This window comes from Mycobacterium celatum (genome assembly GCF_002101595.1).
Taxonomy (GTDB): Bacteria; Actinomycetota; Actinomycetes; order Mycobacteriales; family Mycobacteriaceae; genus Mycobacterium; species Mycobacterium celatum.
In genome coordinates this window covers 130,157-143,435 of the sequence record NZ_LQOM01000024.1, presented here as the reverse complement: position 1 = coordinate 143,435, position 13,279 = coordinate 130,157, and the positions used below count along the sequence as shown (strand labels likewise).

14 protein-coding genes are annotated in these 13,279 nt (G+C 67.1%); 8 read left to right on the top strand and 6 right to left on the bottom strand.

All coding sequences use genetic code 11. The features are described 5' to 3' along the window. Positions 1-11: 11 nt before the first annotated feature. Positions 12-1,052 carry an LLM class F420-dependent oxidoreductase gene (locus tag AWB95_RS08615; protein WP_062540592.1) on the bottom strand — a complete coding sequence of 347 codons (1,041 nt, stop codon included), beginning with the start codon at positions 1,050-1,052 and terminating at the stop codon, positions 12-14. A gap of 37 nt (positions 1,053-1,089) precedes the next feature. Next, positions 1,090-1,926: a dienelactone hydrolase family protein gene (locus tag AWB95_RS08610; RefSeq protein ID WP_062540593.1), complete on the bottom strand. Its 837-nt coding sequence runs from the start codon at positions 1,924-1,926 to the stop codon at positions 1,090-1,092. Positions 1,927-2,014: 88 nt separating this feature from the next. Here AWB95_RS08610 and AWB95_RS08605 point away from each other — a divergent pair, with 88 nt between their 5' ends. Both AWB95_RS08605 and AWB95_RS08600 read left to right on the top strand, forming a co-directional pair. Further along, the gene (locus AWB95_RS08605; RefSeq protein WP_180276025.1) at positions 2,015-2,251 is read left to right on the top strand and encodes a type II toxin-antitoxin system Phd/YefM family antitoxin; all 237 of its coding nucleotides are present in this window, start codon (positions 2,015-2,017) and stop codon (positions 2,249-2,251) included. Further along, a complete protein-coding gene (locus AWB95_RS08600; protein WP_198157804.1) occupies positions 2,251-2,682 on the top strand; it encodes a type II toxin-antitoxin system VapC family toxin in 432 nt (143 codons plus the stop codon). Before AWB95_RS08605 ends, AWB95_RS08600 begins: the two co-directional genes overlap by 1 nt. Here AWB95_RS08600 and AWB95_RS08595 read toward each other — a convergent pair. Beyond that, positions 2,679-3,206: a nitroreductase/quinone reductase family protein gene (locus tag AWB95_RS08595; protein ID WP_062540594.1), complete on the bottom strand. Its 528-nt coding sequence runs from the start codon at positions 3,204-3,206 to the stop codon at positions 2,679-2,681. The genes AWB95_RS08600 and AWB95_RS08595 overlap by 4 nt on opposite strands. Before the next feature lie 79 nt (positions 3,207-3,285). Between AWB95_RS08595 and glmS the strand changes: the two genes are divergently transcribed. Both glmS and AWB95_RS08585 read left to right on the top strand, forming a co-directional pair. Next, complete coding sequence (gene glmS / locus AWB95_RS08590) at positions 3,286-5,151, top strand: glutamine--fructose-6-phosphate transaminase (isomerizing) (protein ID WP_085168010.1); 1,866 nt, start codon at positions 3,286-3,288, stop codon at positions 5,149-5,151. Between the two features lie 79 nt (positions 5,152-5,230). Further along, positions 5,231-5,860 carry a rhomboid-like protein gene (locus AWB95_RS08585; protein WP_062538975.1) on the top strand — a complete coding sequence of 210 codons (630 nt, stop codon included), beginning with the start codon at positions 5,231-5,233 and terminating at the stop codon, positions 5,858-5,860. Here the strand turns inward: AWB95_RS08585 and AWB95_RS08580 are convergent. Beyond that, complete coding sequence (locus AWB95_RS08580) at positions 5,841-6,578, bottom strand: SDR family NAD(P)-dependent oxidoreductase (protein ID WP_062538974.1); 738 nt, start codon at positions 6,576-6,578, stop codon at positions 5,841-5,843. The genes AWB95_RS08585 and AWB95_RS08580 overlap by 20 nt on opposite strands. Continuing rightward, complete coding sequence (locus AWB95_RS08575) at positions 6,575-8,509, bottom strand: flavin-containing monooxygenase (protein ID WP_062538973.1); 1,935 nt, start codon at positions 8,507-8,509, stop codon at positions 6,575-6,577. Before AWB95_RS08575 ends, AWB95_RS08580 begins: the two co-directional genes overlap by 4 nt. Before the next feature lie 132 nt (positions 8,510-8,641). On the opposite strand from AWB95_RS08575, the gene AWB95_RS08570 reads away from it, so the two are divergent. After that, the gene (locus tag AWB95_RS08570) at positions 8,642-8,995 is read left to right on the top strand and encodes a type II toxin-antitoxin system Phd/YefM family antitoxin (RefSeq protein WP_084706966.1); all 354 of its coding nucleotides are present in this window, start codon (positions 8,642-8,644) and stop codon (positions 8,993-8,995) included. Beyond that, a complete protein-coding gene (locus AWB95_RS08565) occupies positions 8,992-9,375 on the top strand; it encodes a type II toxin-antitoxin system VapC family toxin (RefSeq protein WP_062538972.1) in 384 nt (127 codons plus the stop codon). Before AWB95_RS08570 ends, AWB95_RS08565 begins: the two co-directional genes overlap by 4 nt. Before the next feature lie 16 nt (positions 9,376-9,391). Here the strand turns inward: AWB95_RS08565 and AWB95_RS08560 are convergent, their stop codons facing one another. Then, complete coding sequence (locus AWB95_RS08560; protein ID WP_085168008.1) at positions 9,392-10,318, bottom strand: class I SAM-dependent methyltransferase; 927 nt, start codon at positions 10,316-10,318, stop codon at positions 9,392-9,394. A gap of 108 nt (positions 10,319-10,426) precedes the next feature. Here AWB95_RS08560 and AWB95_RS08555 point away from each other — a divergent pair, with 108 nt between their 5' ends. Both AWB95_RS08555 and gad read left to right on the top strand, forming a co-directional pair. Next, entirely contained in the window at positions 10,427-11,848 is a 1,422-nt protein-coding gene (locus tag AWB95_RS08555) for an NAD(P)H-hydrate dehydratase (protein ID WP_085168006.1), read from the top strand. A gap of 18 nt (positions 11,849-11,866) precedes the next feature. Next, the gene (gene gad, locus AWB95_RS08550) at positions 11,867-13,246 is read left to right on the top strand and encodes a glutamate decarboxylase (RefSeq protein WP_062540989.1); all 1,380 of its coding nucleotides are present in this window, start codon (positions 11,867-11,869) and stop codon (positions 13,244-13,246) included. Positions 13,247-13,279 lie beyond the last annotated feature (33 nt).

Sequence of the window (13,279 nt, the reverse complement as noted above, 5' to 3'; positions counted from 1 at the left end):
CCGTCGCCGCCCTAGGACAACAAGCTCTTCAGTTCCTCGACATAATGCACGGACTCAGCCCGGTCGGTGGACGCCGGCGTCGCCAACAGCGTCGTCACCCCGGCCTCGGCGAAGGCCGCCACCCGCTCGGCGACGAATCCGCGCGGCCCGATCAGCGAAACCTGGCGCACTAATTCGTCGGGGACTGCGGCGATGGCCTCGTTCTTGCGGCCCGAAAGATAGAGATCCTGAATGCGGTTGGCGATTTCGCCGAATCCGTATCGGGTTGCCAGGTTGTGGTAGAAGTTGCGGCTCTTGGCGCCCATCCCGCCGATGTACAGCGCAAGCTGCGGTTTGACCCACGCCAGCCGGTCCTCGACGTCGTCGCCGATGGCCAGCGATGCGCCGACCATCACGTCCAACGGCCCCAGCTCCGGATTCCGTTTGGCGAGACCGGCGTCCAGCGCCTCACCCCACACCGACCGTGCCTTCTCCGGATAAAAGAACACCGGCTGCCAACCCTCGGCAATCTCGGCGGTGAGCTCGACGTTCATCGGGCCCAGTGCGGCGATCGATATCGGGATCCGTTCGCGCACCGGGTGATTGATGATTTTCAGCGCCTTGCCCAACCCGGTCCCCCGGTCGGCGGGCAGCGGAACCTGATAGTGCTTGCCGCTGTGGGTGACTCGATCGCGCCGCCACACCTGCCGACAGATGTCGACCACCTCGCGGGTACGGCCCAGTGGGGCGTCGAACGGGACGCCGTGAAAGCCCTCGATGACTTGTGGTCCCGACGTGCCGATGCCCAGTCGGAACCGGCCGTTGGACACGAAGTCCAGACCCGCGGCCGTCATCGCCAGCAGCGAAGGGGTACGCGTGTAAATCGGAAATACCCCGGAGGCCAATTCGACGGTGCACGTCTTGGCCGCCAGATAACCCAACTGACTGACCGCGTCGTACGAATATGCCTCGGCCACTACGACGACGTCGATGCCGGTCTTTTCCAATTCGATCACCCGGTCGACGCCTTCACGGAAACCGCCCGAGTAGTCAAGCATGATGCCGATTCGCATCGTGACTTTATAGCACCCAACCGGTTGGTTGGTAACCTCAGCCCTTCAGCAGCGCGACGACTTTCTCCTCGAGAGCAACCGGCTCCTGTTTCACTGTCTCGGTGTGGGGCAACTGAACCTCCGGGTCGGCGAACTCGCGATACGTCTTGTCGCCGGCGAGTGAATACAGCAGATATCCGGTCAGCAGCGCGCGCACCGCCTTTTGCGTCTTGCGATCTGCGCCGGGCAACCCGAACACCGTCGTCAACCGCCGCCCTTCGATCAGGCCGCCGGGCTTGGACTTGCTCGCCACCCGTAGCGTCGCCGCATCCCAAACCTGGGCGAGCTGAATAGCGTTGGAATGCAACGACTTAGCGTCACCAGGGGCGCTGAACACCACTCCGGGAACCCGCAATGACGCCGCCGGCTGCTCCGCAGGCGGTTTGGTCACCGCCGGGAAGATCGCCGCGACGACTTTGGGTTTGGCCGGCATCCCGGCCGCCGCGAACACCGCGGCCGAGCCGCCGAACCCATGACCTGCCAGCCCGAGCTTGCCGGGATGCACGCTGATCTTGCCCGGACCGAGCCGCACGCCCGCGGCGATGTCGAGCGCGGTGCCCAGGTCGTAGGCGAGGTTCAGCACCGAGGGCGCCAGTCCCTTCTCGGTGTCGGGGGCTGCGGCCACGATGCCCCACGACGCCAGATGCTCGAGCAGACCAAAGTAGCGCTCGACGCCGGCGAGCCAGTCGTGGCCGAAGGCGATGCCCGGCAGATTGAGCCCCGCCTCGGGGGTATACACCACCCCGGGCAGGCCGGCAAAGGCGAGATCGCCGCGCAGTACCCGGTGCGGGCCACGCCTGGTCAGGGTGGTGAAAAGTTTTTTGACGCCGGGCACGCGTTGACGGTAGCGCACCGTTGCAGTGAATCGCCCGAATGTCTGGACGCGCGAGGCGCGTGCGTCTCACCGGTGATACCGTTTGTTTATGAGATCGGTGACCGTGCGAGAACTGCGCAACAAAGGGGGAGACGTCCTGGACCGGGTGGAGCGCGGAGAGCGTGTGATCGTGACCCGGGATGGGCGTCCCGTCGCGGAGTTGCGGCCCCTGCCGCGTCGCAGTGCGCGTCCCGATGAACTGATCGAGCGCTGGAAGCGGTTGCCGACCGTCGATCCCGAAGCGCTGCGACGGGACATGGACGCCGTCATCGATTCGTCGCTGTGATGGGCGAGCCGGCGTCGATGGGCATGCTCGACACGTCGGTGGTGATCCTGCTAGGGCGAATCACCGATCCGAGGGTGCTGCCGGAAGAAGCGGTTATCAGCGCCATCACGCTGGCGGAATTATCGGTAGGGCCGCATGTGGCGCAGACCGAGGAAGAACGCATTGCCCGACAGGCCCGTCTGCAGCAGGCCGAATCGGATTTCGACGTACTCCCTTTTGATGAGGCGGCGGCCCGGGCATTCGCCGTAGTGGCCGCGTCGCTGCGTGCCTCCGGACGTAAGCCGGCGGCCCGCGCTTACGACGCCCTGATTGCTGCCACCGCTATCGCCCACGGTGTCGCTTTGTACACCTGCAATCCCGACGATTTCGACGCCATCCCGCAACTTGAGGTTCGCGCCATTCCGCATCCGGATCAGCGGTCCTTCGCCTAGCCGGCCGGCGTCAGCCGCATCAGCCGAATCGTGCGAACGCCGTCGGTGCGCTCCGCATACTTGGCGTAGCCGGGGTAGAAATTCACCGCCAGGTCGAACAGCCGATCGCGGTCGGCGCCCGTCGCCTCGCGCGCCACGAACCGCCCGCCGTGCTCGCCGACATGCAATTCGCATTCCGGATGGGCGAGCAGGTTGTGGTACCAGGCCGGATGCCGGGTGTCGCCGTAGTTGGACGCAACCAAGATGACGTCGTCGCCGTCGGTGAAATAGCCGAGCGGTGTCTCGCGCCGCTGGCCGCTGCGGGCGCCGGTCGACGTCAAGACCACCAGCGGCATGGCGCCCGCGGCGAGGCTTACGCGCCCGCGGGTGAGCCGCATGAGCGGCGCGTCCAGCGGGGCGGCGAGCGCGCGGTGTATCGCAGCGCCGGGCTTGGTCGCCACCAGGGCCAGCATGGCGCGTTTCCACGCTGCGCGGGGTGCCCGCGGGTCGACGCGGGGGATCCCGTTGATGGTGTGGCCGGACATATCGCGACTGTACTGGCTGTATGCCACTGATCAGCGCGTTTAGCACCCGTCGGGACCGGCTGCACTACCCTGGTCAGCTATGTGCGGAATCGTCGGCTATGTCGGGCAGCGGTCTGCCTGCGAGGTGGTCGTCGAGGCGCTGCGACGGATGGAATACCGAGGCTACGACTCGGCGGGCATCGCGCTGGTCGACGGGGCCGGCAAGCTCACCGTCCGCCGGCGTGCCGGCCGGCTGGCCAACCTCGAGCACGCCCTCGAGGAGGCCGACCCGGCCGCGCTCGCCGGCGGCACCGGTCTCGGGCACACCCGGTGGGCCACCCACGGCCGGCCCACCGACCGCAACGCGCATCCGCACCGCGACGCGGCCGGCAAGATCGCCGTCGTCCACAACGGCATCATCGAGAACTTCGCGACCCTGCGTCACGAACTGGAGGCCGCCGGGGTGGAGTTCGCCAGCGACACCGACACCGAGGTCGCGGTGCACCTGGTGGCCCAGGCATATCGGCACGGCGACACGGTCGGCGACTTCCCGGCGTCGGTGTTGTCCGTGCTGCGCCGACTCGAGGGTCACTTCACCCTGGTCTTCGCCAACGCCGACGAGCCCGGCACCATCGTGGCCGCCCGCCGCTCCACGCCGCTGGTGGTCGGGATCGGCGACGGGGAGATGTTCATCGGCTCCGACGTGGCCGCGTTCATCCCGCACACCCGCGACGCCATCGAACTGGGCCAGGACCAGGCGGTGGTGATCACCGCCGATGGCTATCGGATCACCGATTTCGACGGCAACCCCGACGTCGAATATCGCGAGTTTCACATCGACTGGGACCTGGCCGCCGCCGAGAAGGGCGGCTACGAGTACTTCATGCTCAAGGAGATCGCCGAGCAGCCCGCCGCCGTGTCCGACACGCTGCTCGGGCACTTCGTCGACGGCCGGATCGTGCTTGACGAGCAGCGGCTCTCCGACCAGGAGTTGCGCGAGGTCGACAAGGTCTTCGTGGTGGCCTGCGGAACCGCCTATCACTCCGGGCTGCTGGCCAAGTACGCGATCGAGCACTGGACCCGGCTGCCGGTCGAGGTGGAGCTGGCCAGCGAATTTCGTTACCGCGACCCGGTTTTGGACCGCAGTACGCTCGTCGTCGCCATCTCGCAGTCCGGTGAGACCGCCGACACTCTCGAAGCGGTCCGGCACGCCAAGGAGCAGAAGGCCAAGGTACTCGCCATCTGCAACACCAACGGCTCGCAGATTCCCCGCGAATGCGACGCAGTGCTCTACACCCGCGCCGGACCGGAGATCGGGGTGGCGTCGACGAAGACGTTCCTGGCGCAGATCGCCGCCAATTACCTTGTCGGGCTGGCGCTTGCGCAGGCCCGCGGCACCAAATACCCCGACGAGGTCGAACGCGAGTACCGCGAACTGGAATCCATGCCTGACCTGGTGGCTCGGGTGCTCACCGGCATGAAGCCGGTAGCCGAATTGGCCTACCGGTTCGCGCAGTCGCAGACGGTGCTGTTCTTGGGTCGCCACGTCGGCTACCCGGTGGCGCTGGAGGGTGCCCTGAAACTCAAGGAACTTGCGTACATGCACGCCGAGGGTTTCGCCGCCGGCGAGCTCAAGCACGGGCCGATCGCGCTGATCGAGGACGGCCTGCCGGTGATCGTGGTGATGCCCTCACCCAAGAACTCGGCCACGCTGCACGCCAAGCTGCTGTCCAATATCCGCGAGATCCAGACCCGGGGCGCGATCACCATCGTGATTGCCGAGGAGGGCGACGACACGGTGCGGCCCTACGCCGATCACCTGATCGAAATCCCCGCTGTGTCAACGCTTTTCCAGCCGCTGTTGTCGACCATCCCGCTGCAGGTGTTCGCCGCCTCGGTGGCGCAGGCCCGCGGATACGACGTCGACAAACCGCGCAACCTGGCCAAGTCCGTCACCGTCGAGTAAACCGAGCCAGATGCGCGAGACAGCAGGCAGGGTCGTAATTCGGCGAGTATCACAGCCCTAGCTTCTGGGCCGCGGTGGAATGGGACTCAAAGCCTGGTTGGCCGCCGTGTGGCGCTGGGTCAGCACGGCACCGCTGACCTACCTATGGCTGACCGTTCTGCTGATCACCACGATCATCCAGCACCATCTGTCCAGGCGTGAGCTGCACACCGTGCTCGTGCACGGCTCGACCAACCTCTACCACTTGGGCCGCGATCCCCTGGAAGTGCTCTTCGCCAGCCTGCTGTGGATCGACGGCCGCTACTGGACGCCTTACCTGGTGCTGTTTACCCTGTTTCTCGCGCCGGCCGAACGCTGGCTCGGCCAACTGCGTTGGCTGACTGTGGGTTTGACGGCGCACATCGGCGCGACGTATATCAGCGAAGGGCTGCTGTACCTGGCCATCCAGCATCACCTGGAGCCCGAGAAGCTGGTGCGTGCCCGCGATATCGGGGTCAGCTACTTCATGGTCGCAGCGATGGCGGTGCTGGCCTACCACATCGCCAAGCCGTGGCGGTGGGGCTACCTGGCGATACTGATCCTCGTCTTCACGGTGCCGCTGATCATCCATGTAAACTTCACCGCGATCGGGCATTTCGCGGCGATCTTCATCGGGCTGTGCTTCTACCCGATGGCCCGGACAGCACAACTCAGGGATGCCGGCAAGTGACGCCTCCGTCGACGACGAGGTGAGTGCCGGTGATGAACGACGCGCGCTCCGACATCAAAAACGCCACCGCCGCGGCGACTTCGGCGGGCTGACCGATGCGCCCCAACGGCGCGGCCTGCACGAAACCGGCGCGGACTTCCTCGACGTCGAGCGCCACCTGCAGCATCGGCGTGTGGATGAAACCCGGACACACGGCGTTGACCCGAATGCCTGCCGGGCCGAGCTGCGCGGCCATCGACCGAGTCAGCCCGAGCAGGCCGGCCTTGGACGCGCAGTAGGCCGGGATGAACGGGTTGGCGGTCAACCCTTCGATGCTCGAGATGCCAACCACCGCCGGCGAACGGCCCTCGCGCGCAGAGGTTTCCAGGTGCGGCAAGAGCAGCTGCACCAGCATCGCCTGCGCCCGCAGGTTCACGTCCAGGACGGCATCCCACGACTCGGCCGTATAGGCGCCCACCGGCTCGGCCAGCACCCGGCCAGCGGCGTGCACCAGGCCGTCGATCCCGTCGAGCGCATCGGCGGCGGCCGCGACCGCATCGGCCAGCGCCGCGTCGTCGCTGACATCGACGACGGCACCAGGCAGCCCGAGATCGGCGGCAACCTCCTGTACCGCTGGGGCGATGTCCCACAGGGCCACTCGCCGCCCGTCGGCAACCAGCGCCTCGGCACACGCCCGCCCGATGCCCGAGGCGGCACCGGTTATCACTACTCCACTCACATTGATCCTTTCCGGATGACGAACTGGGACCAGTCGGGTTCACGGACCGCCGACCAGTATTCGTTGAGCCGCCACGGGCTGACCGTGTGAATCTCGCCGTCGGCGTTTTTGAAGTAGGAGTGCTTGACCGCCGGGTGTGACCACACCATCTTCTTGATCTCGGTCTGGGTGCGTCGATGCCACGCGGCGGCCGCCTCGGGCGTCGGCTCGACGGAATGAAGGTTCTTGTCCGCCAACTCTTTCAGGCAGCTGTTGATGTAGCGCATCTGCAGTTCGGAGTTGAAGATCAGGCTCCCGCCGTGCGCCAGGTGCGCGCCCGGCCCGTAGATGAGAAAGAAGTTGGGGAATCCGGGCACGGTGATGCCCAGGTACGCGTAGGGGCGTTGCCCCCAACGGCTGCGCAAGTCGATGCCGTCGCGGCCGGTGATCGTCATCGGCCACAGCACGTCGGTGTGCCGAAAACCGGTGGCGTACACGATGACATCGGCGTCGTAGCTGACGCCGTCGGTGGTGACGACTCCGCTCGGAGTGATCTGCTGGATGGGTGTGCGCACCAACTCGACGTTGTGGCGGCGCAGCGTCCGCAGCCAGGTGCCATTGTCCTGCAGGGTCCGTTTCCCCGTGGCCGGATAGTCCGGCAGCACCTTCGCCAGCAGATCGGAGTCCCCGTCAACCTGATTGGTGATCCAATCGGTGAACATCAGCCTGGCGGCGGCGTTCATCTCGCTGACCGCATAGTCCTGGTCGGGGTATGCGGGATCGACCCGCGCGGCGTCGAGGCCTTTGTCCGCGCCGGGCCACAACACCAGGAATCGGTACCAGCGCCCGTAGAACGGCAGGTGGTCCATCGCCCAGCGCACGCCGTCGCCGACCGACTCGTGATACATCGGGTTCGGGAACATCCACTGGGCGGTGCGCTGGAAGACGGTCAGCTGCGCGACGTCCTCGGCGACGGCGGGCGCGATCTGAAAACCGCTGGCGCCGGCGCCGATCAACGCGACCCGCTTGCCGGTCAGGTCCACCGAGTGGTCCCAGGCCGCGGAGTGAAACGACGGTCCGCGAAACGTGTCGGCGCCGTCGAAGTCTGGGATATAGGGCCGGTTCAGCTGCCCGACCGCAGAAATGACCGCGCGCGCCCGCATCGTGGTGGTCTCGCCGCCGGGTGTGCGCGCGGTGACGCTCCACGTGCCGTCGTGGTCGTCCCACGTCGCGTCGGTCACCTCGGTGCGCCACCGGATGTGCTCGCCCAGCCCATGTTTGTCGATCAGGCCGGTGAAGTACTCCTGCAGTTCGGGTTGTTCGGCGAAGTAGTGCGTCCAGTTGTTGCTGGGTTCGAAGCTGTAGCAGTAGAAGTGATTCGCGACGTCGACGCGTGCACCCGGATAGGTGTTTTCCCACCAGGTTCCGCCGGGACCGTCGTTCTTCTCGACGATCGTGAACGGAATGTTGGCCTGCTTCAGCCGGATTCCGGCCAGGATGCCCGACTCACCGCAGCCGATGACGACGACGGGAACGTGCGCCGCCCGGTCCGGCTCCAGCGGCGCGGGCCGGCGCGGATCGACTCCATCGAGGTCCATCTCCTCGACCAGCAGCGCGACGTAGTCGTCGGGCACGGTCTCGCAGACCGCCCAGTCCATCATTTCCTTGATCAGCTCGCGCGGCAGCGGCGCCGGCTCGGGACAGCCGCGGTCGCGGTAGTCGGTGATCACCGGCAGCGCCGCCTGGCGGGCGCGCGCCTTGTCCTCCTCGGACATGAACCCCTGGACCTCGTTGAGGAATATCCCGGCGGGCTTGAAGTCGCGGATGAAACGCGGGTTGCCGGTGATGTGCACGCACGAGAGCAGCAGCGTGGGGATGCTGACTTGTTCGAGCGCGGCGGCGATCTCGGCAGTGGGCGTTGTGAAGGGTCGGCCGGCGTAGCGGCTGCGCATCGGGTGGATCCTTTCCCAGGATTACGCTACTCATCGTTTCGTAATAGGCCGATACGATACGCGGCGGCGTCATTGGTGATCAAGGCCCTATCCTGATGTAGGTACACGTAGGCACAAATGGTTGGGTGTGGAATGACGACGGTGTCGGTGCGCGAATTTTCCTACAATCCGAGCGCCATGTTCGCCCGTGCGGAGAAGGGGGAGACGATCGAGATCACCCGCCACGGCAAGGTCATCGCCAGGCTGGTTCCCGGGCAAGAGAAGAAGCGAAGCCGCGTCGAGGAGCTCGTAGCATGCGGAGCGCTTCGGCTGTCGGAAAAGACGACAGACGATCTGGACACCTTCACCCGAATCGAGCTGCCCGAGGGTGCTCCGGATCCCCTCCAACTGCTGCTCGAGGAGCGCTACAGCGAAAGTGATTGGGAGCGTGACTTGAGGGAGGAGCTGGAGGCCAAACGTAAGCCCGCTGGCAAAGCCAATCCATGATCTATCTCGACGCGTCAGCGATCGTCACCAACGTGCTCGAACGTTCAAATGTTGCGGCCTTGCGCAGATATCTACGAGATCACTCAGGCGTGCGGCTGGCAACGAGCACCTTCGGCTTGGTTGAAACCGTCCGCACCTGTGATCGTGCGGGCAGTTTTCCGAAACTGATGAGCCGACTTATCCGGGACTACAGCGAGCTCAAGGTCACCGACGAAATTCGTGATCGGGCAGCTGCCTTGCCGGGCGGCCTGAAGACGCTCGACGCGTTCCATGTGGCAACGGCCGAGACGTTGGGTGATGAGCTGGTCGCTTTTGTCACCTACGACCGACGAATGGCGAATGTCGCTGGCTCGCAAGGACTTTCGGTCGCATCGCCATGAAAGCGTGCGTCGCTCGTCAGCTCCGCACAGCAGTGACGTAGCCCAGCGAGCCGAACATCGCCGCGTCGTTGTCGTCGTCCGGCTCGACCGAAAGCCCGTGAGCGGCAAACAGATCGGTTGCGCTTGTGACGGCGGCTTCCCAGCCGTGGCCCCTGAGGTAGTCGACCACGTCGCTGCGGTCGCCCTCGTACCACAGATCCGTCATCTCGACGTCGAGCCCGTGTGCGCGCCAGCGTTCGACCACCTCCCGCATCCGCTCGGCCATCATCGGCACGGACCGTGCGGCGTCCGGCAGGTTCTCGGTGGCCAACCGGCTTCCCGCGGCGCTGAGCGCAGTGATGTTGTCCAGCAGTCGGTCCTGGGCTTCGGGCGGCAGGAACGGCAGCAATCCCTCGGCGCTCCACGCCGTCGGCTCGGTGGAATCCAAACCGGCGCCGCGCAACGCGGTCGGCCAATCGTGGCGCAGGTCGACAGCCACCGAGCGCCGGTCGGCGGTGGGGGCGGCGCCCAGATCGGTCAGCGTCTTTGTCTTGAACTCGATGACCCGGGGCTGATCGATTTCGTACACGACGGTTCCGGCCGGCCAGGGCAGCCGGTAGGCGCGGGCGTCGAGGCCCGACGCCAGAATCACCGCCTGCCGGATCCCGCTGTTGGCCGCCTCGACGAAGAAGTCGTCGAAAAAGCGTGTCCGCACGGCCATCATGTCGCGCATCCGCTGCATGCCGAACTCGCCGTTGTCGTCGACCTCGGCCGGATTGAGCTCGCCGCTGGCCAATCGGGTGAAAAAGTCCACCCCCACCGCGCGGACCAACGGTTCGGCGAACGGGTCGTTGATCAGCGGGCTGGCACCCCGGCTGGCCAACGCCCGTCCCACCGCGACGCCGGTCGCGGTGGCCCCCACGCTGCTCGCCAGATCCCAGGTGTCGTCGTCGGTTCGTGGCATATCGGCCCTCCCGTAGTCGATACTTAGCTCACTTAATCGAGCCTACCCGGCAACCCGGCCACGTAATCTTGGTGACGCGCGGGCAGGACGAGGAGGGTATGCAAGCGAATGCGGCGTTACTACTCGGCTGAAGCCATCCGCGAGGCCGAAGCGCCGCTGCTGGCCAGCCTGCCCGACGGCGCGCTGATGCGACGCGCGGCCTACGGCCTGGCCACCGAGATCGTTCGCGAACTGACCGCCCGCACCGGCGGGGTGGCCGGCCGGCGGGTGTGCGCGGTCGTCGGCTCCGGTGACAACGGGGGCGACGCGTTGTGGGCGGCGACGTTCCTGCGGCGTCGCGGCGCCGCGGCCGACGCGATACTGCTGAACCCGGAGCGCGCGCATCGCAAGGGACTCGCCGCGTTCCGCAAATCCGGCGGCCGCGTCGTCGAAAGCGTTTCGGCCGCGACCGATCTGGTTATCGATGGGGTCGTGGGCATTTCCGGTTCCGGGCCGTTGCGGCCGGCGGCCGCCGAGGTGTTCGCCGCGGTCGACAAGGCCGGGATCCCGGTGGCCGCCGTCGACATTCCCAGCGGAATCGACGTGGCCACCGGCGCGATCACCGGACCCGCCGTGCACGCCGCGCTGACGGTCACCTTCGGCGGGCTCAAGCCCGTACACGCGCTCGCCGACTGCGGCCGGGTCCGGCTGGTCGACATCGGCCTGGACCTGCCCGACACCGACATTCGCGGCTTCGAGGCGGCCGACGTCAAGGAACGCTGGCCGGTGCCCGGACCCGACGACGACAAGTACACCCAGGGCGTGACCGGGATCCTGGCGGGGTCGTCGACGTATCCGGGGGCGGCGGTGTTGTGTACCGGCGCCGCGGTGGCGGCGACGTCGGGCATGGTCCGCTACGTCGGCAGCGCACTGGACCAGGTGCTCTCGCACTGGCCGGAAGTCGTCGCGGCACCCAATCCCGCGGCGGCCGGTCGGGTGCAGTCGTGGGTCGTCGGGCCGGGACTGGGCACTGAGGAGGCCGGCGCCGCCGCGCTGTGGTTCGCGTTGGACACCGATCTGCCGGTGCTCGTCGACGCCGACGGCCTGACCATCCTAGCCGCGCACCCGGACCTAGTCGCCAACCGGGCGGCGCCGACCGTGCTGACGCCGCACGTCGGCGAGTTCGCCCGATTGGCGGGCGGCCCGCCCGGTGACGACCGCATCGGCGCTACCCGCAAGCTCGCCGACGCGTTCGGCGCCACCGTGCTTCTCAAGGGCAACGTCACCGTCATCGCCGAACCCGGCGGCCCGGTGTACCTCAATCCGGCCGGGCAATCCTGGGCGGCCACCGCCGGCTCGGGCGACGTGCTGTCCGGCATGATCGGCGCGCTGCTGGCCGCGGGACTGCCGGCACCCGAGGCGGCCGCGGCCGCGGCGTTCGTGCACGCCCGGGCGGCGGCACTGTCGGCCGGCGATCCCGGGCCGGGAGACGCGCCCACGTCGGCGTCGCGCATCATCGGCCACATTCGAACGGCCCTGGCAAGTTTGTAGTCCCGGAAAGGATCCGCCATGCCCCATCCGTCCGTGCCCGCGCATTCGATCGCGCCCGCCTACACGGGCCGGCTGTTCACCGCGCCCGTGCCGGCGCTGCGGATGCCCGACGAGTCGATGGATCCGGAGGCTGCTTACCGATTCATCCACGACGAGTTGATGCTCGACGGCAGCTCGCGGCTGAACCTCGCCACGTTCGTGACGACGTGGATGGATCCCGAGGCCGGCCGGCTGATGGCCGAGACGTTCGACAAGAACATGATCGACAAGGACGAATACCCGGCGACTGCGGCGATCGAGCAGCGCTGCGTGTGCATGGTGGCCGACCTGTTCCACGCCGAGGACCTCAGGGACGACGACCCCTCCAGCGCGATCGGGGTGTCGACGATCGGCTCGTCCGAGGCGGTGATGCTGGGCGGGCTGGCGTTGAAGTGGCGGTGGCGCCAGCGGGTGGGCAGCGACTGGCGCACGCGCACCCCGAACCTGGTGATGGGTTCCAACGTGCAGGTGGTCTGGGAGAAGTTCTGCCGGTACTTCGACGTCGAACCCCGCTACCTGCCTATGGAAGAGGGTCGCTACGTCATCACCCCCGAGCAGGTCGTCGACGCCGTCGACGAGAACACGATCGGCGTCGTCGCCATCCTGGGCACCACCTACACGGGTGAGCTCGAGCCGATCGCCCAGATTTGCGCCGCATTGGACCGATTGGCCGCTGGCGGCGGGGTGGACGTCCCGGTGCACGTCGACGCCGCCAGCGGCGGGTTCGTGGTGCCGTTCCTGCACCCCGACCTGAAGTGGGACTTCCGGCTGCCGCGGGTGGTGTCGATCAACGTGAGCGGGCACAAATACGGGCTGACCTATCCCGGGATCGGGTTCGTGGTGTGGCGCAGCCGTGAGCACCTGCCCGAGGACTTGGTGTTCCGGGTCAACTACCTGGGCGGCGACATGCCGACCTTCACCCTCAACTTCTCCCGCCCGGGAAACCAGGTCGTCGGCCAGTACTACAACTTCCTGCGGCTGGGCCGGGAGGGCTACACGCAGGTGATGCAGGCGCTGTCGGGCACGGCGCGGTGGCTGGCCGGGCAGCTGGCCGTGAGCGAGCACTTCGAGCTGATCTCCGACGGGTCGGCGATCCCGGTGGTGGCCTTCCGGCTGACCGGGGATCGCGGCTACACCGAGTTCGACGTCTCCCACGAGCTTCGGACCTTCGGCTGGCAGGTGCCGGCCTACACCATGCCGGACAACGCCACCGACGTCTCGGTCCTGCGGATTGTGGTGCGTGAAGGCCTGTCCGCCGACCTGGCCCGGGCCCTGCACGACGACGCCATCACCGCGATCGGCCACCTGGACAAGCTCAAGCCGGGCGGGCACTTCGACGAGCAGCACTTCGCGCACTGAGGCCTTATGCGCCGAGCGTGGACTTGTGTCACG

Bases quoted from the DNA above. Each gene is read 5' to 3' on its own strand.
- AWB95_RS08615 (WP_062540592.1), bottom strand. From the start codon at position 1,052: ATGCGAATCGGCATCATGCTTGACTACTCGGGCGGTTTCCGTGAAGGC.
- AWB95_RS08605 (WP_180276025.1), top strand. From the start codon at position 2,015: ATGAGATCGGTGACCGTGCGAGAACTGCGCAACAAAGGGGGAGACGTC.
- AWB95_RS08600 (WP_198157804.1), top strand. From the start codon at position 2,251: ATGGGCGAGCCGGCGTCGATGGGCATGCTCGACACGTCGGTGGTGATC.
- AWB95_RS08595 (WP_062540594.1), bottom strand. From the start codon at position 3,206: ATGTCCGGCCACACCATCAACGGGATCCCCCGCGTCGACCCGCGGGCA.
- glmS (WP_085168010.1), top strand. From the start codon at position 3,286: ATGTGCGGAATCGTCGGCTATGTCGGGCAGCGGTCTGCCTGCGAGGTG.
- AWB95_RS08585 (WP_062538975.1), top strand. From the start codon at position 5,231: ATGGGACTCAAAGCCTGGTTGGCCGCCGTGTGGCGCTGGGTCAGCACG.
- AWB95_RS08575 (WP_062538973.1), bottom strand. From the start codon at position 8,509: ATGCGCAGCCGCTACGCCGGCCGACCCTTCACAACGCCCACTGCCGAG.
- AWB95_RS08570 (WP_084706966.1), top strand. From the start codon at position 8,642: ATGACGACGGTGTCGGTGCGCGAATTTTCCTACAATCCGAGCGCCATG.
- AWB95_RS08565 (WP_062538972.1), top strand. From the start codon at position 8,992: ATGATCTATCTCGACGCGTCAGCGATCGTCACCAACGTGCTCGAACGT.
- AWB95_RS08560 (WP_085168008.1), bottom strand. From the start codon at position 10,318: ATGCCACGAACCGACGACGACACCTGGGATCTGGCGAGCAGCGTGGGG.
- AWB95_RS08555 (WP_085168006.1), top strand. From the start codon at position 10,427: ATGCGGCGTTACTACTCGGCTGAAGCCATCCGCGAGGCCGAAGCGCCG.
- gad (WP_062540989.1), top strand. From the start codon at position 11,867: ATGCCCCATCCGTCCGTGCCCGCGCATTCGATCGCGCCCGCCTACACG.